Source organism: Azohydromonas australica DSM 1124, from assembly GCF_000430725.1.
Lineage (GTDB): Bacteria > Pseudomonadota > Gammaproteobacteria > Burkholderiales > Burkholderiaceae_C > Azohydromonas > Azohydromonas australica.
The window spans coordinates 135,654-154,383 of the sequence record NZ_KE387206.1; the positions used below are offsets into that span (position 1 = coordinate 135,654).

Sequence of the window (18,730 nt, forward strand, 5' to 3'; positions counted from 1 at the left end):
TCAGCCCTGCGCCTCCCGCAGCCCCAGCCGTTCCAGCCGGTAGCGCAGGGTGTCGCGGGAGATGCCCAGCAGCCGCGCCGCAGCGCTGACGTTCTGGCCGGTGCGGTCCATGGCGCGCGCGATCAGCCGGCGCTCCATGCGCTCCAGGTCCAGGTCGTCGTCGTCGCCGTCGTCGGCCGTGCCGGCCTCGGCTGCCATCCCGGTGCCGGCCGGCGCGTAAGCCGGGGCCGGGACCGCGGGCGCCTGTGCCGTCAGGCCCAGCGCCGGGCCCAGGTGCAGCTCCGCCGGCGAGACCGTCTCGCCCTGCACCACCAGCACCGCCTGCTCCATCAGGTTGCGCAGCTCGCGCACGTTGCCCGGCCAGGCATGGCGCAGCAGCGCGTCCTCGGCGGCGGCCGTGAGCCGCAGCCCCGGCTTGCGGTAGCGCGCCCCGTGCAGCGCCAGGAAATGCCGCGCCAGCAGCAGCACGTCGGGGCCGCGCTCGCGCAGCGGCGGCACGCGCAGCTCCACGATGCGCAGCCGGAAGTACAGGTCGGCGCGGAAGCGCCCCTCGCCCACCATCTGCTCCAGCGGCCGGTTGGTGGCGCTGATCACGCGCGCGTTCACCGCCGTCTCGCGCACGGCGCCCAGGCGGCGCACGCGCTTCTCCTCCAGCAGCTTCAGCAGCTTCACCTGCGTGGAGGGCTCCGCCTCGCCGATCTCGTCCAGGAACACGCTGCCGCCCTCGGCCGTCTCCAGCAGCCCGGGCTTGCGCTGGCGCGCGTCGGTGAAGGCGCCGCGCTCGTAGCCGAACAGCTCGGCCTCGATCAGCGGCCCCGGCAGCGCGCCGCAGTTGAGCTCCACGAAGGGCCCGTCGCGGCGCGAGCCGCCGAAGTGCAGCGCGCGGGCCACGAGCTCCTTGCCGGTGCCGGTCTCGCCGATCACCAGCACGGCGGGCGGCTCGCCGTCGCCCAGCCGCGCCTCGGCCTCCAGCAGCAGGCGCAGCGTGCGGCGCAGCGCCTGCATGGGCTCGGAGTCGCCCAGCAGCTGCTCCAGCCCGCTGCCGCTGGCCTGGCGGCGGTGGTGATAGTCCACCGCGCTTTCCAGCCGCTGCTGGCGCGTCAGGCGCTCCAGCAGCAGCTTGAGCTCGCCCAGCACCAGCGGCTTGGCCATGAAGTCCGCCGCGCCCGCCTTCATCGCCTCCACCGCCAGCTCGGTGCTGCCGTGGCCGGTCATGAGCACGACGCGGATGTCGGGATCGGCTACGCGGATCTTCTCCAGCGCCTGCAGCCCGCTCATGCCCGGCAGGTGGTGGTCCATCAGCACGACCTCGGGGCGGAAGCTCTCGATCTCCGCCAGCCCCTGCAGCGCGCTGCCGGCCACGCGCGGCTCGTAGCCCAGCCGCTCCAGGTACACGGCGAGGTTGCGCGCCAGCGCGGCCTCGTCCTCGATGATCAGGATCGCGCGTCCCATCGCTCCTCCTCCCTTCGCCCTCGGTCTTCAGCGCTCCGGCACGGGCTGCGCCGCGGGCAGCCGCACGCGGGCGGTGGTGCGCCCGGGCCGGCTCTCCAGCTCGATGCTGCCGCCCAGCCGCTGCAGCGTGCGCCGCACCAGCGCCAGTCCCAGCCCCAGGCCCCGCGGCTTGTCGCTGTGGAAGGGGCGGAACACCTGGGACAGCCGCTCCGGCTCGATGCCGCGGCCGCTGTCCGTGACTTCCAGCAGCACGCCATCGGCCTGGTGCCGGGCGTGCATGCGCACGTGGCCGCCCGCGGTGGTGGCTTCCAGCGCGTTGGCCAGCAGCGAGTTCAGCATCTGCGCGATCAGCACCGCCTCGCCGCGCACCCAAGGCAGCCCTTCAGCGGGCAGCTCCAGCGCCAGCGTCTTGCGCTGCGCGGCGAACACGGGCTCGAAGCGCTCCTGCGCGCCGCGCAGCGCCTGCGCCAGGTCGGCGCTGCCCGGCAACTCGCCGGGGCCGTGCGCGTGGCTCAGCAGCGTGCGCACCAGGTGCTCGATGCGGTCGGCGTGCTGCACGGTCTCGTGCGCGATTTCCGCCGGCGCGGCGCTGCCCAGCTCGGCCTGCAGCTCCGCGCCGGAGCGGATGCACGCCAGCGGGTTGCGGATGCTGTGCGCCACCGAGGCCGCGATCTCGCCCACCAGCGCCAGCGCCTCGCCCTCGACCATGCGTTCGTGCTGCTCCTGCAGCAGCCGCGCCGCCTTGCGCACCAGGCCCAGCGTGGAGGCGTAGAGCAGCAGCCCGCTGAGCGCCGCGCAGGCCCACACCAGCAGCGTGCTCTGGCGCAGCGTGGCGTTGAGGCTGCCCGGCAGCCGGTAGAGCTCCACCACGCCGATGACGCCCGCCTGTGCCCCGGCGCCGGCGTCCCGCACCGGCAGGTAGTTCTCGACGAAGTGCGTCTGGGTGCGGGCCAGCCGGATGTGCTCGGCCTTGAGCGGCCGGGGCTCGTCGCCGCGCACCACGCCGCGGTGCACGACGGTGTCGCCGCGCAGCGCCTCTTCCAGCTCGTCGTTGTGGTCGAAGCGCCGGCCAGTGAGCGCCGGGTCGCTGGACCACAGCACGCGGCCGTCGGTGGCGTAGACGTTGGCGCGCAGCACCTCCGGCATGGCTGCCACGTGGCCGAAGAACTCGGCGAAGGCGGCGCCGTTCGCCGAAGCGTCCGCGTCGCGCGCGGTGAAGTGCTGCGACACGGCCTGCGTGTCCACCAGCGCCTGCACCATCTGGCGGCTGAGCTCGGCGTCATGGCGCAGCAGCTGGTCCTCGACATAGCGCGCCAGCAGCAGCGCCTGCGCCACGCTCACCGCGGCCACCACGGCGAAGCTCACCAGGGAGAACCAGCGCAGCAGGTCGAAGCCGGGGGCGGCGGGCGAGGAGGGCGTCGTCATCGGAGCGGCGGGGATGCGGTGGGTGTACGCAGCAAGCGGCACGTCCACTGTAAGTACCGGTTGCCCCGTGCCGGCTGGCGCCGGTGCGAGCCTCCTGCCAGGGGGGAGTCCCCGAGCCACGGTCTGGCACGGCGCACCCAAAATGCCCCTGGCGGTGCCGCCGTTGCGCACCGTTCAACCTTCAACACCCAGGAGACGTTTCGCCATGGCCGACACCTGCTGCACCCTCGTGCCCTACTTCAAGGTCCACGAGGGCCGCCTGGACGATTTCAAGCGCCTGTGCGCGCAGTTCGAGGAGAAGACGCGCGCCGAGCCCGGCTGCCTGCACTACGCCTTCAGCTTCGACGGCGACGCCGTGCACTGCCGCGAGGGCTACGTGGACGCGCAGGCGCTGCTGCACCACCTGGACAACGTCGGCCCGGTGCTGGAGGAGGCGCTGAAGATCTCGGACGTCACGCGGCTGGAAGTGCACGCGCCGGCGGCCGAGGTGGAAAAGCTGCGCGAGCCGCTGGCGGGCCTCAAGCCGCAGTTCTTCACGCTGGAGGGCGGGTTCAGGCGCTGAACCCGCGGCGCGGCCCGCGGGCCGCGCGGTGGCGCCGGGCGGCCGGGCTCAGCAGTCCAGCTCCACCACCACCGGCGCGTGGTCGCTGGGCCGCTCGTTCTTGCGCGGGGCCTTGTCGATGAGGCAGCCGCGCACCAGCGGACGCAAGGGCTCGCTCACCAGGAGGTGGTCGATGCGCAGCCCCTGGTTCTTGCGGAAGGCGAGGTTGCGGTAGTCCCACCAGCTCCACAGCCGCGGCGGCTGGTCGAAGAGGCGGAAGGCATCGACCAGCCCCAGCCCCGCCAGCGCCTGGAAGTGCGCCCGCTCCTCGGGCGTGCAGTGGATCTGCCCGGCCCACAGCACCGGGTCGTGCACGTCGCGGTCCTCGGGCGCGATGTTGAAGTCGCCGCCTAGCACCAGGCGCGGGAATTCCGCCAGTTGCCCCTTCAACCACTCGCGCAGCGCCTCCAGCCAGGCCATCTTGTAGGCGAACTTCTCGCTGCCCGGCGCCTGCCCGTTGGGGAAGTAGGCGCCCACGAAGCGCAGCGGCTGCCCGTCCGCGCAGGGCAGGGTGGCGGTGATCACGCGCGCCTGCTCGTCGGCGAAGCCGGGGATGTTGCGCTGCACGTCGGTGGCGGGCTGGCGCGACAGCAGCGCCACGCCGTTGTAGGTGCGCTGCCCGAACCACTGCGCGTGGTAGCCGGCCGCGCCCAGCGCCTCGTGCGGGAACTTGTCGTCGGTGAGCTTGGTTTCCTGCAGCACGACGGCGTCCACCGGGTTGGCGGCCAGCCAGTCCAGCAGCTGCGGCAGGCGCACGGAGAGGGAGTTGACGTTCCAGGTGGCAAGTTTCATGGGGCGATAGGGAAATGACTGGGTCGAGCCTACCCCACCTCAGGAACAGCCCTTGCCGCCTACCGCAGACCCCAAGACGCCCCCACGCGAAAGGACTGCAATGCGCGCTCTCTGCTACCACGGCAAGAAGGACATCCGCTGCGACAACGTGCCCGATCCGAAGATCGAGGACGGGCGCGACGCCATCATCAAGGTCACGTCCTGCGCCATCTGCGGCTCCGACCTGCACCTCTTCGACGGCTTCATGCCCGGGATGATGAAGGGCGACATCGTCGGCCACGAGTTCATGGGCGAGGTCGTGGAAGTCGGCCGCGACAACAAGAAGCTCAAGGTCGGCGACCGCGTGGTGGTGCCCTTCACCATCTGCTGCGGCGAGTGCGAGCAGTGCCGGCGCGGCAACTTCAGCGTCTGCGAGCGCAGCAACCGCAACAAGGACGTGGCCGACAAGGTCTTCGGCCACACCACCGCCGGCCTCTTCGGCTACACGCACCTCACCGGCGGCTACGCCGGCGGTCAGGCCGAGTACGTGCGCGTGCCCTTCGCCGACGTCACGCCGGTGAAGGTGCCCAACGGGCTCACCGACGAGCAGGTGCTGTTCCTCGGGGACATCTTCCCCACCGGCTGGCAGGCCGCCGTGCAGTGCGACATCCAGCCCACCGACACCGTGGCGATCTGGGGCGCCGGGCCCGTGGGGCAGTTCGCCATCCGCAGCGCGCTGCTGTTGGGCGCCAAGCAGGTCGTGTGCATCGACCACGTGCCCGAGCGGCTGGACATGGCCCGCGCCGGCGGCGCGATCACCATCGACTTCGACAACGAGAGCGTGATCGAGCGCCTGGCGGAGCTCACGCAGGGCAAGGGCCCGGAAAAATGCATCGACGCCGTGGGCATGGAAGCCCACGCCACGCGCTCCATCGACTCCATGTACGACCGCGCCAAGCAGGCGCTGATGCTGGAGAGCGACCGCGCCCACGTGCTGCGCGAAATGATCTACGTCTGCCGCGCCGCCGGCACGCTCTCCATTCCCGGCGTCTACGGCGGGCTCATCGACAAGGTGCCCTTCGGCGCGCTCATGAACAAGGGCCTCACGGTGCGCACCGGCCAGACCCACGTCAACCGCTGGGCCGAAGACTTGCTGAGGCGTATCGAGGAAGGGCAGATCGACCCTTCCTTCGTCATCACCCACACCGTCGGGCTGGAACAGGGACCGCAGATGTACACCACCTTCCGCGACAAGCAGGACGGCTGCATCAAGGTCGTGCTCAAGCCCTGAGCCAGGCCCTCAATCCCAAGCAGCAAGGAGTCCCGTCATGGATCAGCAGCAGAGTTCCCTGAGCGAGAGCGGCGTTCCCAGCGGCGTGTACAGCCCGCACGCACCGGCGCAGCGGCGCCACGACGCGGTAGTGGACGACGGCCACATGCTGCCCTCGCGCCGCCTGGCACGCGGGCTGGGCTGGTTCAGCATCGGCCTGGGCCTGGCCGAGGTGCTCATGCCGCGGCTGATGGGTCGCGCCACCGGCCTGCACGGGCGCGACGCCCTGGTGAAGGCCTACGGCTGGCGCGAGGTGGCGGTCGGCGTGGGCCTGCTGTTCTCGAAGAACCCCACGCCCTGGCTGTGGGCCCGCGTCGCGGGCGACGCGCTGGACCTCACCACCCTGGGCACGCGCGCCGTCTCCGGCGACGACGTGCAGCGCACGCGGGCCGTGTCGGCCATGGTGGCGGTGGCCGGCGTCACCGCGCTGGACGTGGCCTGCGCCACGGCCGTGCCTCGCGCGCAGGCCGCGCGCCATGCCCAGTCCCAGCACGACTACAGCGACCGCAGCGGCCTGCCGCAGGACCCGGAATGCATGCGCGGCGCCGCGCTGTCGAACTTCGAGATGCCGGCCGACATGCGCACGCCGGAGGCGCTGCGGCCGTATACCTTGCATTGACCGCCGCGCCGAGCACGGCGCCGGAAGGAAAGGGCGACTGCCAGGCAGTCGCCCGTTGTCCTTACACGTGCATCGCCGCCGCCGCGCCCAGCAGCCCGCCCACGCCGGCCACGCCGTACATGAGGATCTCCAGCCACTTGCGCCGCGTCAGCAGCGCGATGGCCGCCAGCGCGATGGACACCTGCAGCGCCGTGGTCGCCTGGGCCCAGCGGTGGTGCAGGTGCATCTGCTCGTCGGACTGGTGGTCCCAGTCCAGCGCCTCGTGCTCCAGCTTCTCCGCGCCTTCCTTGATCTCCGCCTTCTCGCTCTTGTAGCGGTCGATCTCCTTGCGCACGTCCGGCTTCTTCTCCTCCGCCACCAGCTGCAGTGCCAGCTCCGAGAGGTTCTGCTTGCTGCTCTTGGCCTGGTAGTAGTTCCACTGGTTCGACGCCTCGGTCTTCTTGATCGCGGCGTTGTTCTTGAACAGCGTGGCGTTGGCCTGCGTGGCGCCGCCCATGTAGCCGAAGAGCGCGCCCACCGTGGCCAGCACCGCCGTGGTCACGGCGATGCGGCCCTGGAAGGGGTCCTTCTGCCCATGGTGGGCGGCGTGTTCGATCTCGTGGTCGTGCGGACCGTGAACGTGGAAACCGTGGCCGGACATGTGGGGGTTCTCCTTGAGCTTTGTTTGAATGGATCTGGAACGGGATCAGGCCTGGCGCCGCCGGTAGGTGACCCAGGCGAAATCGAAGTCGTTGGGCGCCTCGGCGCGCCGTGTCTCGCGCGCCACCTCGACGAAGCGGCCGCGGTTGAACTCGGGGAAGCGGGTGTCGCCCTCGAAATCGCGGTCGATCTCGGTCAGGACCAGCTCGTCGGCCCGCTCCAGCGCCTGCGCATAGAGCTGCGCGCCGCCGGTGACGTAGACCACCGGCTCGCCGGCCAAGCGCTGCAGCGCGTCCTCCAGCGAGCTCGCCGCCTCGGCGCCCTCGGCGCGCCACTCGGGGTTGCGCGTCACCACCACGTTGCGCCGCCCGGGCAGCGGGCGGAAGCGCGGCGGCAGGGAGTCCCAGGTCAACCGTCCCATGACCACCGGCGCGCCCAGCGTCACGCGCTTGAAGTGCTGCAGGTCTTCGGGCAGGCGCCAGGGCATGGCGTTGTCGCGCCCGATCACGCCGTTGCGGGCCATCGCGGCCACGAGGGAAATCTTCATGTCGGCTCGGGGCGGCGCGCGCTGGGGCGGCCGCGGGGCAGGGGGTCGGAGCAGTCGCCAGGCGGCCGGGCACTGAAGGCACGGCGGCTTGGCGCACGACGCAGCGGGCACGCACCAGGGGCGCGTGCCCGCATAAAAAGGCGCCGGATTGTAGGGGCCGCCTCGCTGACGGCCGCCTGATGCCGGGTCGGGGCGCTCACCGATTCGGCCTTCGCGCGCCCTTCGTCACGGGCCGCGGGCCCGGATGGTTCCGTGCCGCCGTGGCGGCGTCAGACCGCCATCGGCGCCGTCAGCGGCGGATGGTGGCGGTAGCCCTCCAGCGAGAAGTCGCCGGGCTCGACCTGCTCCAGCCACTGCGGCTCGTAGCGGCCGGTCTGGGCGAAGTCGGGAATGCGCTCGGAGAGCACCAGGCGCGGCAGCGGCAGCGGCTCGCGCGTGAGCTGCTCGCGCAGCATGCCGAGGTGGTTCTCGTAGATGTGGGCGTCGCCCACGAAGTAGCTGAACCAGCGCGGCGTGTAGCCCGTCAGGCGCCCCACCAGGTGCAGCAGCGCCGCGCCCTCGGCCAGGTTGAAGGGGGTGCCGAGGCCCAGGTCGTTGCTGCGCACGTACAGGCACAGCGAGATCTCGCGCTTCGAGGCGTTGGGCAGGAACTGGTAGAGCAGGTGGCAGGGCGGCAGCGCCATCTCCTCGATCTGCGCCCAGTTCCAGCCGTGGAACAGGATGCGGCGGTCCGCGGGGTTGTTGACGATGGTGTCCAGGCACTGGCGCAGCTGGTCCACCGCCTTGTAGAGCAGCACGCCGGGGGTGCCGCCGGCCTCGTCCTGCACCAGGCCCACGCGCTGGTAGCCGCGCTGGAGCGCGTCTTCGATCTGCCCGGTCGCGCCGGGGTCGAGCAGCTTGTAGGCCGGCCACTGGCGCCACTGCACGCCGTAGACCGGGCCCAGGTCGTCCTCGCCCAGGCGGTAGGGGTTGGCGCGCCAGGCCTGGTTCTCGTTGGCGTTCTGGTCCCAGACCTTGCAGCCCAGGGCGCGGAACTCGGCCGCGTTGCGGCTGGCGCGCAGGAAGCCGACCAGCTCGCCGACGGCGGTCTTGAAGGCCAGCTTCTTGGTGGTGACGGCCGGGAAGCCCTGCTGCAGGTCGAAGCGCAGCGCGGCGCCGGGCAGGCTCAGCGTGCGGATGCCGGTGCGGTTGTCCTGCCAGCTGCCCTGGTCGAGGACGGTCTGGACGAGTTCGAGGTAGCTCTTCACTTCAAGGGGCGGGCGGCTTGGAAAGGGGCGAAAGTGTAGGGGCCCCGGCGACGCCCGCCTGCCGTCAGGGCGTCACGGCCGGGATGGCCGTGGCGCCCGACACACGCCGGCTGCTCCCGGCTCAGCCCGCCGGCTGCGTGTCGCGCAGGAAGATCTCCACGCGGCGGTTGCGCGCGCGGCCGGCTTCGCTGGTGTTGTCGGCCACCGGCTCGTAGCTGCCGCGGCCCTCGGTGGTGATGCGCGCGGCGGGCACGCCGCGCATCACCAGATAGTCGCGCACGGCGTTGGCGCGGTTGACCGACAGCGGGTTGTTGATGGCGTCGCTGCCGGTGTTGTCCGTGTGGCCGACCACGCGCACGACCTGGCTGGCGTCGAGGCCGCGCGCGAACTGGTCCAGCACCGGGCGCATCTGCGGCTTGATGTCGGCGCGGCCGACGTCGAAGCTGAAGTCCGCCGGCACGTTCACCCGCAGCTCCTCGTTGGGCGTGCGGCTGACCTCGATGCCCGTGCCCTGCGTGGCCTGCTGCATCGCCACGCGCTTCTCTTCCATGCGGCGCGACCAGACGTTGCCGGCAATGGCGCCGATGGCGCCGCCGATCACGGCGCCCCGGCCCGTGTTGCTGTGGTCCGTGGCGCGGCCGATGACGGCGCCAGTAGCCGCGCCCACGCCCGCGCCGATGGCGGTGCCGCGCTGGGTCTCGCTCATGTTGGCGCAGCCCGTGAACATGGTCGCGGCGGTCACCAGACCCAGAACGGGCAAGAGGGTGCGTTGCTTCATTCGTTCTCTCCTTGAAGGCTTGTGGATATCGGCAGGCCCGGGAGCCTGCTCCCCACGCGACAGCAGTGCGCGTGCCCACAACGCCTGAGCGGGCGCAGCGGCCGACCGGGCGAACCCGCCTCGGCCACCTGGAACCGCGGCTTCAGGCCGCCGGCCGCAGGTCGAACTGCATGGACGCCAGCCGCGCGTACAGCCCGCCGCGCGCCACCAGCTCGGCATGGGTGCCGACGTCCACGATGCCGCCCGCCTCCAGCACCACGATGCGGTCCGCCCGCTGCACCGTGGCCAGCCGGTGCGCGATGACGAGGGTCGTGCGCCCGCGCATCGCGCTTTCCAGCGCCGCCTGCACCATGCGCTCGCTCTCGGCGTCCAGCGCGCTGGTGGCCTCGTCCAGCAGCAGCAGCGGCGGGTTCTTCAGCAGTGCCCGCGCGATGCTGATGCGCTGGCGCTGCCCGCCCGACAGCCGCACCCCGCGCTCGCCCAGGAAGGTCGCGTAGCCCTCGGGCAGCGCGCTCAGGAACTCGTGCGCGTGCGCCGCCTTGGCTGCGGCGATCACCTCCGCCTCGCTGGCGTCGGGCCGGCCGTAGCGGATGTTCTCCAGCGCGCTGGCGGCGAACACCACGCTGTCCTGCGGCACCAGCGCGATGCGCGCGCGCAGCTCGTCCAGCGCCGCCTCGCGCAGCTCCACGCCGTCGAGGGTGATGCGCCCGTGCTGCGGGTCGTAGAAGCGCAGCAGCAGCTGCAGCAGCGTGCTCTTGCCCGCGCCGCTGGGCCCCACCAGTGCCACCGTCTCGCCCGGGCGGATGTGCAGCGACAGCCCCTCCAGCGCCGCCTGGTCCGGCCGCGAGGGGTAGTGGAAGCACACGTCGTGGAACTGCACTTCGGAGCCGCCGCGCGCCGGCGGCAGCGGGCGCGGGCGGGCGGCTTGCTCGATCGCGGCATCGGCGTGCAGCAGCTCCATCAGCCGCTCGGTGGCGCCGGCCGCGCGCAGCAGATCGCCATGCACCTCAGACAGCACCGCCACGCTGCCCACCAGGATGATCACGTAGACCACCGTCTGCCCCAGGTGGCCGGCGCTGATGCGCCCGGCCACCACGGCCTGCGTACCCTGGTACAGGCCCCACAGCAGCGCGCCGAAGGTGGTCGCGATGATGAAGGCCACCAGGAACGCGCGCACCCGGGTGCGGTTGCGCGCGGTGTCGAAGGCGCGCTCGGTGGCGTCGGCGAAGCGCGCCGCCTCGCGCCCCTCCTGCCCGTAGGACTGCACCACCGGCATGGCGTTGAGCACCTCGGCGGCGATGGCGCTGCTGTCGGCCACGCGGTCCTGGCTGGCGCGCGAGAGCCGCCGCACGCGGCGCCCGAAGTAGATCGAGGGCAGCACCACCAGCACCAGCACGCCCAGCACCTGTGTCATCACGCGCGGGTTGGTCACCACCAGCATGCCCAGCGCGCCCAGTCCCATCACGCTGTTGCGCAGGCCCAGCGACAGGCTCGACCCCACCACCGTCTGCACCAGCGTGGTGTCGGTGGTCAGCCGGCTCAGCACCTCGCCCGTGGCGGTGTGCTCGAAGAAGGCCGGCGCCTGGCGCAGCACACGCGCGTACACGGCGCTGCGCAGGTCCGCCGTCACGCGCTCGCCCAGCCACGACACCATGTAGAAGCGCCCGGCCGAGAACAGCGCCAGCGCCACGCCCACGCCGAACAGCGCCAGGAAGTGCTGGCGCAGCATCATCACCCGCTCGCCGGGCTCGGCCGGCAGCAGGCCCTGGTCGATCAGCCCGCGCAGCGCCAGCGGGAACACCAGCGTCGTCGCCGCGGCGCACACCAGCAGCAACCCGGCCAGCGCGATGCGGCCGCGATAAGGCTTCAGAAAGGGCTTCAGCGACGCGAGCGCGCCCACGCGCTGCGCGCGCTGGCGGCCGTCATCGGCGGTCTTGGAACGTTTTCGGGCCATCCCGCCAGTGTAGGTGGGGGAATCCCCAGGCCCGGTGGGTGTTGGGTTCTTGCATTGACAAAGATTGTCTAGGCAATTATTGTCGCGGCCATCATGTCTGAAACCGGTTCACCCGTCTCTACCGCCGCTGATTTCTATGGCGGCAGCTACTGCGCCGAGGACAGCGTGGGCTACCTGATGCGGCGCGTGATGCAGTCCATTGCCCAGCAGGCCGATGTGCGGCTGGAGCCGCACGAGCTCACGCACGGGCAGTGGATGCCGCTGTTCGTGCTGCTCAAGGCTGGCGGCAGCGCCACGTCGGCGCACGTGGCGCGGCAGGTCAACATCGATCCCGGCGCGGCCACGCGCATGCTCGACCGGCTGGAGAAGAAGGGCTTCGTCAGCCGCAGCCGGAGCACCGAGGACCGGCGGGTGGTGAACGTCACGCTCACCGAATCCGGCCGCCAGGTGGCCAGCGAAGTGCCCAAGGTGCTGTCGCAGGTGCTCAACGAGCACCTGGCCGGCTTCAGCCACGGCGAGTGGCAGACGCTGCTGTCGCTGCTGCGCCGCATGCTGGCCAACGCCGAAGCGGTGCAGGCCGCCGCCCCGGCGGCACCGCTCCAGGAAGAAGACCCCGAATGAAAACACCCGCCCTCCGGGCCGCCGCGCTGGCGGCCGCGATTGTCCTGGCCGGCTGCGCCAGCCCGGGCCCGTCCCGCAGCCCCTCCAAGCTGCTGGAGGCCGCGGCCGCCGGGCTGCAGGCCGACACCGCCACGCCGCTGAACGTCGCGCCGGACTGGTGGCGCAGCTTCAACGACGCGCAGCTCGACGCGCTGGTGGAGCGCGCCCTGGCCGAGCAGCCCAACCTGCAGGCGGCGCAGGCGCGCATCGCCCGGGCCACCGCGGCGGCCGAGGCCGCCGGGGCGAAGCTGCTGCCCAGCGGCATGCTCAGCTTCGACGCCACGCGCCAGCGCTTCACCGAGCACGGCATCTACCCGCCGCCGCTGGCCGGCGGCGTCTACACCACGTCCAACCTGCAGGCCGGCCTGCAGTGGGAGCTGGACTTCTTCGGCCGCCACCGCGCCGAGCTGAACGCCGCGCTGGGCGCGCAGCGCGCGGCCCAGGCCGACGCCGCCGCGGCGCGCGTGCTGCTGGCCTCGCAGGTCTCGCGCGCCTACGTGCTGCTTGCGCGGCTGCAGGCGCAGCGCGAGGTGGCGCGCCAGACGCTGGCGCAGCGCGAGTCGCTGCTGGATCTCGTGCGCCAGCGCGTGCGCAACGGGCTGGACACCAACGTGGAGCTGCGCCAGAGCGAGGGCGGGCTGCCCGAGGCGCGGCTGCAGATCGCGCAGCTGGACGAGCAGATCGCGCTGGCACGCAACCAGCTGGCCGCGCTGACGGCGCAGCCGCCGCAGGCGCTGGCCTCGCTGGACGCGCGGCTGGCGGCGCTGCAGCCGCTGCAGCTCCCGGGTGTGCTGGGCGCCGACCTGCTGGGCCGGCGCGCCGACGTCGTGGCCGCGCGCGAGCGCGTGGAGGCTGCGCTGCAGGACGTGAAGGCCGCGCGCACGCTGTTCTACCCGGACGTCAACCTCACGGCCTTCGTCGGCCTCAACGCCATCGGGCTGGACCGGCTGTTCGAGTCCGGCAGCCGCCAGCTGGGCGTGGGCCCGGCGATCCGGCTGCCGGTGTTCGACACCGGCCGGCTGCGCGCCAACCTGCACGGCCGCGAGGCCGAGCTCGATGCCGCGGTGCTGGCCTACAACAACGCGCTGCTGGAGGCGGTGCGCGAGGCCGCCGACGCGCTGGCCTCGCTGCAGTCGCTGCAGCAGCAGCGCGTGGAGCAGGCCGCCGCGCAGGAGAGCGCCGAGGCCGCCTACCGGCTGGCGGTGCAGCGCTATGGCGCGGGGCTGTCCAGCCAGCTCACCGTGCTCAGCGCCGAAGGGCCGCTGCTGGCGCAGCGGCGCCTGGCCGCGGAGCTGCAGGCGCGCAGCCTCGAATCCCAGGTGGCGCTGCTGCGCGCCCTGGGCGGCGGCTGGCAGCCGGACGCCGGCACCGCATCCGTGGCGGCGCGCTGAAGGCGCCGCCCAACCCGAACACCCTGAAAGATCAGTCATGAGCGAGCCCAAGGAACAACGGCTGAGCCAGCGCAAGAAGGGCCTCACCGCGATTGCCGCCGTGGTGGCGGTGGCCGGCCTGGCCTGGGGCGGCTGGCACCTGGTGGTGGCCAGCCGCTACGAGAACACCGACAACGCCTACGTGCAGGCCGACGTGGTGCAGATCACGCCGCAGCTCGGCGGCACGGTGCAGGCGGTGCTGGTGCAGGACACCGACTTCGTGCGCGCCGGCCAGCCGCTGGTGCGCCTGGACGCGGCCGACGCCCGCGTGGCGCTGGAGCAGGCGCAAGCCCAGCTCGCGCAGACCGTGCGCGAGGTGCGCACCCTCTACGCCAACAACGCCGCGCTGCAGGCTCAGGTGGCTGCGCGCCAGGCCGACGTGGAGCGCGCCCGCGCCGAGCTGGGCCGCGTGCAGGACGACGTGCGCCGCCGCGAGCCGCTGCTGGCCAGCGGCGCTGTGGGCCGCGAGGAGTTCAACCACGTGCTGGCGCAGCGCACCGCGGCGCAGAGCGCGCTGGCCGCGGCCGAGTCCGCGGTGCAGGCCGCGCGCGAGCAGCTCGTCGCCAGCCAGGCGCTGACCGACAACACCCCGGTGCAGGAGCACCCGAACGTGCAGCGCGCCGCGGCGCGCGTGCGCGAGGCGCACCTGGCGCTGCAGCGCACCGAGCTGAGCGCGCCGGTGGACGGCTTCGTCGCCCGCCGCAGCGTGCAGCTGGGCCAGCGCGTGCAGGCCGGCGCGCCGCTGATGTCGGTCGTGACGCTGGGCCAGAGCTGGGTGGACGCCAACTTCAAGGAAGTTCAGCTGCGCAAGCTGCGCATCGGCCAGAGCGCGACGCTGGAGGCCGACGTGTACGGCAGCAAGGTCGAGTACCACGGCCGCGTGGTGGGGCTGGGGGCGGGCACGGGCGCGGCCTTCGCGCTGATCCCGGCGCAGAACGCCACCGGCAACTGGATCAAGGTGGTGCAGCGCGTGCCCGTGCGCATCGAGCTGGACCCGAAGGAGGTGCAGGCCCACCCGCTGCGCGTGGGCCTGTCCATGGACGTGACGGTGGACGTGCGCGACCAGAGCGGCAAGGTGCTGGCCGACACGCCGCGCCAGGCGCCGGCCGCGGCCTCCGCGCCGGCCGAGGGCGGCGGCGCGGGCGCCGAGGCGATGACGCCGCAGGAGCGCGAGGCCCAGGCCGACGTGCAGCGCATCATCGCCGCCAACCTGGGCGCGGTGCCGCGCGCGGCAGCCAAGCCGCATTCCGCGGTGGTGCCGCGGGTGGCGGCGGAGGGCGAGCGCGTCGCCTCGGCGCCCGCCGCATCCGCATCGGCGCGCACGGCGGCGGTGCGAGGGGCGTCGGCGCAGTGAGGGCTGACACAAGCCACGTCACACCATGGTGCGGTTCAAAAGCAGGGAACAGGGCGTTGGCCGAGAGCTGATCGCTTCCCCTCTCTACTTCGTCAACGGATCGGGGTGCATTGCGTGCTGGTCTGCGGCTGACGCAAGACGAATTCAAGGATGACTCCGTGAGTGCTGTTTCTCCCACCGCCGACGTGCCCAAGCCGGGCCCCAGCACGCCCGCTGCGCGCTACGTCCCGCCGCCGCCGCTGCACGGCACCGCGCTGGTGCTGGGCACGCTGTCGCTGTCGCTGGCGACCTTCATGAACGTGCTGGACAGCTCCATCGCCAACGTGTCGCTGCCGGCCATCGCGGGCGACCTGGGCGTGAGCCCGACGCAGGGCACCTGGGTCATCACCAGCTTCGGCGTGGCCAACGCCATCTCGGTGCCGCTCACGGGCTGGCTCACGCAGCGCTTCGGCGCGGTGCGGCTGTTCACGGCCAGCGTGCTGCTGTTCGTGCTGGCCTCGTGGCTGTGCGGCTTCGCGCCCTCGCTGGAGCTGCTGATTGCCTTCCGCGTGCTGCAGGGCGCGGTGGCCGGGCCGATGATCCCGCTGTCGCAGACGCTGCTGCTGGCGAGCTACCCGCGCGAGAAGGCCGGCACCGCGCTGGCGCTGTGGGGCGTGACCACGCTGGTGGCGCCCGTGGCCGGCCCGCTGCTGGGCGGCTGGATCACGGACCACATCTCCTGGCCCTGGATCTTCTACATCAACATCCCCGTGGGCCTGGCCGCCGCCGCCATCACCTGGGGCATCTACAAGGACCGCGAGACGCCCGTGCGCAAGCTGCCCATCGACAAGACCGGGCTGGCGCTGCTGGTAATGTGGGTGGGCTCGCTGCAGCTCATGCTCGACAAGGGGCAGGAGGAGGACTGGTTCCAGTCCGGGCTGATCCTGGCGCTGGCCGTGATGGCCGTGGTGGGGCTGGCGGTGTTCATCGTGTGGGAGCTGACCGCCGAGCACCCGGTGGTGGACCTGCGGCTCTTCGCCGGGCGCAACTTCACCTTCGGCGTGCTGGCGCTGTCGGTGGCCTACGGCGTGTTCTTCGGCAACGTGGTGCTGATGCCGCTGTGGCTGCAGCAGTACATGGGCTACACCGCCACCGCCGCGGGCTGGGCGCTGGCGCCGGTGGGCTTCCTGGCGATCCTGCTCACGCCGCTGGTGGGCAAGAAGGTGGGCCAGTGGGATCCGCGGCGCATGGCCACCGCCGCCTTCATCGGCTTCGCGGTGGTGCTGTGGATGCGCTCGCAGTTCACGACGCAGACGGAGTTCACGCAGATCCTCATCCCCACGCTGATGCAGGGCGCGGCGATGGCCTTCTTCTTCATCCCGCTGACCACGCTGGCGCTGAGCGGCCAGCCGCCGGAGCGCATCCCGGCCGCGGCCGGCCTGAGCAACTTCGTGCGCATCACCGCCGGCGCCATGGGCACCTCCATCGCCACCACGCTGTGGAGCAACCGCGCCGCGCTGCACCATGCGCAGTACGCCGAGACGCTGACGCAGGGCAGCCCGGCGGCGGCCGAGGCGGTGAGCAGGCTGCAGAGCGGCGGCTTCACGGCCGAGCAGGCCTGGGCCCAGATCAACCGCCTGGTGGATCAGCAGGCCTACACGCGCGCGGCCGACGACATCTTCCTGGCCTCGGCGGTGCTGTTCCTGCTGATGATCGTGCTGATCTGGTTCACCCGGCGCCCGGCCCGCGGCGGCGCGGCGGCCGATGCGGGCGGCGCCCACTAAGCGAGACACCGGATGGCGGCAACCGTAAAAGCCCGGCTGCCCTCCGGGTCTGCGCGGGCTGGAGCCGGGGGCCGCTGCCTGTAAATTGGTCGGGCCGGCGCGCCGTTTGCCGCGCAGCCAGTCATGCCGTCCTGCTGCATGCAGACCTTGGGATTTGCGCTTCTTGGCCCCATGGACACTCTTCCCTTGCACGCACCTTCCTTCCCTGAGCGAGCCCGGCCGCAGCGCCTGAGCCGCCTGTTGACGACCCTGGGGCCCTGGCGCCTGTCGCTGCTGCTGCTGCTGCCCAGCGTGGCACTGAGCGAGGCGCTGGGCGTGGCGGTCCAGGCGCTGATGGGCGTGGACTACACGCCCTCGCTGCTGGTGGCCGCCGGCCTGTGCGGGGTGCTGCCGCCGCTGCTGGCGCTGCCGCTGCTGCAGCATCTTCAGCGGCTGGAAAGGCAGAACCTGGCGCTGGAAGTGCGCGCCACGCGCGACGAGCTCACCGGCGTTCTCAACCGCGACTGCTTCCTGCAGCTGGCCGAGCGCGAATTCGCCCGCTCGCGCCGCTACGACGCCGACTGCGCCGTGCTGCTGGTGGACGCCGACCGCTTCCGCAACATCAACGACCGCTACGGCCGCTCCTGCGGCGACGCGCTGCTGCGCGCCATCGTGCACGCCAGCTCGCGCCAGCTGCGCAGCCCCGACGTGCTGGCGCGCTTCAGCGGCGAGGCGCTGTCGGTGCTGCTGCCGCAGACCGACCCGCTGGGCGCGCTGGACGTGGCCGAGCGCATCCGCGAGACGGTGGCCGAGCTGCAGATGGCGTGGAAGGGCGCCACGGTGGGCACCACCGTCAGCGTGGGCGTGGCCTCGCTGGGCGTGGGCCACGCCGGGCTGGAGTCGTTGCTGGGCGACGCCGACGGCGCGCTGCACGCGGCCAAGGAAGCCGGCCGCAACTGCGTGCGCGCCGCGCCGATTCAGCCCAGGCGCAGCGGCGAGGCGTACCCCGTCATCTCCAAGTAGCCGCCGCCCACGCGCCGGCCGGCCGCGTCGCGCAGCTCGCACAGGCCTTCCCAGTAGATCGCGGCCGTGGAGCTGCGGGCATCGAGTTCCTGCGCGTCCAGCAGCGCCACCACCTGGAAGCGGCCCGCGGGCGTGTCCACCGTCCACTCCACCGGGTAGCGCGCTTGCGAGCCCGGGCTCTGCCAGGTGCGCCCCGGCCTGAACACCACCTTGCGCGGCCCGAAGTCCCGCGCCGCGCCGCCCGCCGGGCGGAACGCGCCGCCGGCCCACAGCGTGCTGCCGTCGCGGTGGCGGATGCGGAAGGCCATCAGCGCGCTGCCGTCGTCCAGGTTCATGCCGATCCAGTCCCAGCCCGCGCCCTGCGGGTGCAGGTAGGCGTCGCTCCACTCGTGGTCCAGCCAGGCTCGGCCTTGCACCTCCTCGCGCCGCTGGCCGCGCCAGAGCGTGCCGCTGACGGCCAGCTGGGGGTCGGAGTAGTAGTGGCTGGCCTGCTCGACGTCCGGGCCCTTGCGGCTGAAGCCGGCCTCGCCCTGCAGCAGCGGCGGCTGGGTGGCGGCCAGCGTGAGCTCGTAGGCGAAGCCCGCGTCGCGGTCGGCGAGCCGGGCGTGGTAGCGGCTGGCCTCCACCGCGCCCTCGCGGCGGAAGAACCAGTCGCCGATGAACACGTGGGTGTCCCGCACCGAGGCCGCCGCCAGGGGCGCGTCCGGCGCCTCGTTCCAGCGCGCCAGGCGCTGCGCGTGGCGCTGCTTGCCGGCGCGGATCTCGCTGAGCGCCGCGTGGGCCGACAGCAGCTGGCGCGGGGCGAAGCGGCCGCCGTCCTGGGCGCCGATGCCGGTGCGGCTGCGGAAGAAGGTGAGCTGGAAGCCCAGCGTCTCGCCGTCCCCAGTGCGCAGCGCGCCGGTGGCGTACCACCACTCGGTGCGCGTGCCCAGGTGCGCGCCGAAGTCGCGCGGGAAGCTCAGCGGGCGCGGGGCGATGCGGCTGTCCACGGCCGCGTCCAGGGCGGCCGCGCCGGTGCGGCCTTCGCCCGGCGTGCCGGGGAGGCCGGCGCCGCGCGGCGCCTCGGCCGGGGTGGCGGCCCGCGGCAGCGCGGGCCAGGCGGCCGGCAGCGCGGCGGCGAGGAAGAAGCGGCGGGAGAGCATGTGGTTCATGGTGGGC

General features: G+C 72.7%; 17 protein-coding genes. 8 read left to right on the forward strand and 9 right to left on the reverse strand.

The window, feature by feature from the left end; all coding sequences use genetic code 11:
• Positions 1 to 1,452 (reverse strand): sigma-54-dependent transcriptional regulator, encoded by a 1,452-nt coding sequence (locus H537_RS55930; protein WP_029000269.1) that lies wholly within the window; start codon positions 1,450 to 1,452, stop codon positions 1 to 3.
• A 27-nt stretch (positions 1,453 to 1,479) separates the two neighbouring features.
• A complete protein-coding gene (locus H537_RS0126480) occupies positions 1,480 to 2,877 on the reverse strand; it encodes a sensor histidine kinase (protein WP_051243287.1) in 1,398 nt (465 codons plus the stop codon).
• A gap of 205 nt (positions 2,878 to 3,082) precedes the next feature.
• Here H537_RS0126480 and H537_RS0126485 point away from each other — a divergent pair, with 205 nt between their 5' ends.
• Positions 3,083 to 3,439, forward strand: coding sequence for a putative quinol monooxygenase (locus H537_RS0126485; protein WP_029000271.1), 357 nt, complete (start codon positions 3,083 to 3,085; stop codon positions 3,437 to 3,439).
• Between the two features lie 48 nt (positions 3,440 to 3,487).
• On the opposite strand, the gene xth is transcribed toward H537_RS0126485, so the two are convergent.
• Positions 3,488 to 4,270: an exodeoxyribonuclease III gene (xth, locus tag H537_RS0126490; protein ID WP_029000272.1), complete on the reverse strand. Its 783-nt coding sequence runs from the start codon at positions 4,268 to 4,270 to the stop codon at positions 3,488 to 3,490.
• 100 nt (positions 4,271 to 4,370) lie between these two features.
• On the opposite strand from xth, the gene H537_RS0126495 reads away from it, so the two are divergent.
• Together H537_RS0126495 and H537_RS0126500 are read left to right on the forward strand one after the other, a co-directional pair.
• Entirely contained in the window at positions 4,371 to 5,540 is a 1,170-nt protein-coding gene (locus H537_RS0126495; protein ID WP_029000273.1) for a zinc-dependent alcohol dehydrogenase, read from the forward strand.
• Between the two features lie 37 nt (positions 5,541 to 5,577).
• Positions 5,578 to 6,198, forward strand: a complete 621-nt coding sequence (locus H537_RS0126500) for a hypothetical protein (RefSeq protein ID WP_238446806.1) — start codon at positions 5,578 to 5,580, stop codon at positions 6,196 to 6,198.
• Between the two features lie 61 nt (positions 6,199 to 6,259).
• Here H537_RS0126500 and H537_RS0126505 read toward each other — a convergent pair whose 3' ends face one another.
• From H537_RS0126505 to H537_RS0126525, 5 genes are all read right to left on the reverse strand, one after another.
• On the reverse strand, positions 6,260 to 6,838 hold the full coding sequence (locus H537_RS0126505) for a DUF4337 domain-containing protein (protein ID WP_029000275.1): 579 nt from the start codon (positions 6,836 to 6,838) through the stop codon (positions 6,260 to 6,262).
• A 45-nt stretch (positions 6,839 to 6,883) separates the two neighbouring features.
• On the reverse strand, positions 6,884 to 7,384 hold the full coding sequence (locus H537_RS0126510) for a dihydrofolate reductase (RefSeq protein ID WP_029000276.1): 501 nt from the start codon (positions 7,382 to 7,384) through the stop codon (positions 6,884 to 6,886).
• A 269-nt stretch (positions 7,385 to 7,653) separates the two neighbouring features.
• On the reverse strand, positions 7,654 to 8,631 hold the full coding sequence (locus tag H537_RS0126515) for a thymidylate synthase (protein WP_029000277.1): 978 nt from the start codon (positions 8,629 to 8,631) through the stop codon (positions 7,654 to 7,656).
• A gap of 121 nt (positions 8,632 to 8,752) precedes the next feature.
• A complete protein-coding gene (locus tag H537_RS0126520; protein WP_029000278.1) occupies positions 8,753 to 9,409 on the reverse strand; it encodes a YiaD family glycine zipper/OmpA-like lipoprotein in 657 nt (218 codons plus the stop codon).
• 142 nt (positions 9,410 to 9,551) lie between these two features.
• Positions 9,552 to 11,363 carry an ABC transporter transmembrane domain-containing protein gene (locus H537_RS0126525; protein ID WP_029000279.1) on the reverse strand — a complete coding sequence of 604 codons (1,812 nt, stop codon included), beginning with the start codon at positions 11,361 to 11,363 and terminating at the stop codon, positions 9,552 to 9,554.
• A 93-nt stretch (positions 11,364 to 11,456) separates the two neighbouring features.
• Between H537_RS0126525 and H537_RS0126530 the strand changes: the two genes are divergently transcribed.
• The 5 genes from H537_RS0126530 (at position 11,457) to H537_RS0126550 (ending at position 17,572) form a co-directional block, all read left to right on the forward strand.
• Complete coding sequence (locus tag H537_RS0126530) at positions 11,457 to 11,984, forward strand: MarR family winged helix-turn-helix transcriptional regulator (RefSeq protein WP_029000280.1); 528 nt, start codon at positions 11,457 to 11,459, stop codon at positions 11,982 to 11,984.
• Positions 11,981 to 13,414 carry an efflux transporter outer membrane subunit gene (locus H537_RS45650; protein WP_043460156.1) on the forward strand — a complete coding sequence of 478 codons (1,434 nt, stop codon included), beginning with the start codon at positions 11,981 to 11,983 and terminating at the stop codon, positions 13,412 to 13,414. The genes H537_RS0126530 and H537_RS45650 overlap by 4 nt, the downstream gene beginning before the upstream one ends.
• 37 nt (positions 13,415 to 13,451) lie before the next feature.
• On the forward strand, positions 13,452 to 14,807 hold the full coding sequence (locus tag H537_RS45655) for an HlyD family secretion protein (RefSeq protein WP_043460158.1): 1,356 nt from the start codon (positions 13,452 to 13,454) through the stop codon (positions 14,805 to 14,807).
• A gap of 158 nt (positions 14,808 to 14,965) precedes the next feature.
• The gene (locus H537_RS0126545) at positions 14,966 to 16,570 is read left to right on the forward strand and encodes a DHA2 family efflux MFS transporter permease subunit (RefSeq protein ID WP_043460238.1); all 1,605 of its coding nucleotides are present in this window, start codon (positions 14,966 to 14,968) and stop codon (positions 16,568 to 16,570) included.
• A 186-nt stretch (positions 16,571 to 16,756) separates the two neighbouring features.
• Positions 16,757 to 17,572 (forward strand): GGDEF domain-containing protein, encoded by an 816-nt coding sequence (locus H537_RS0126550; protein ID WP_156901952.1) that lies wholly within the window; start codon positions 16,757 to 16,759, stop codon positions 17,570 to 17,572.
• Here H537_RS0126550 and H537_RS0126555 read toward each other — a convergent pair.
• A complete protein-coding gene (locus tag H537_RS0126555; protein WP_238446807.1) occupies positions 17,527 to 18,723 on the reverse strand; it encodes a lipocalin-like domain-containing protein in 1,197 nt (398 codons plus the stop codon). The two genes, H537_RS0126550 and H537_RS0126555, sit on opposite strands and share 46 nt — an antisense overlap.
• Positions 18,724 to 18,730: the final 7 nt, after the last annotated feature.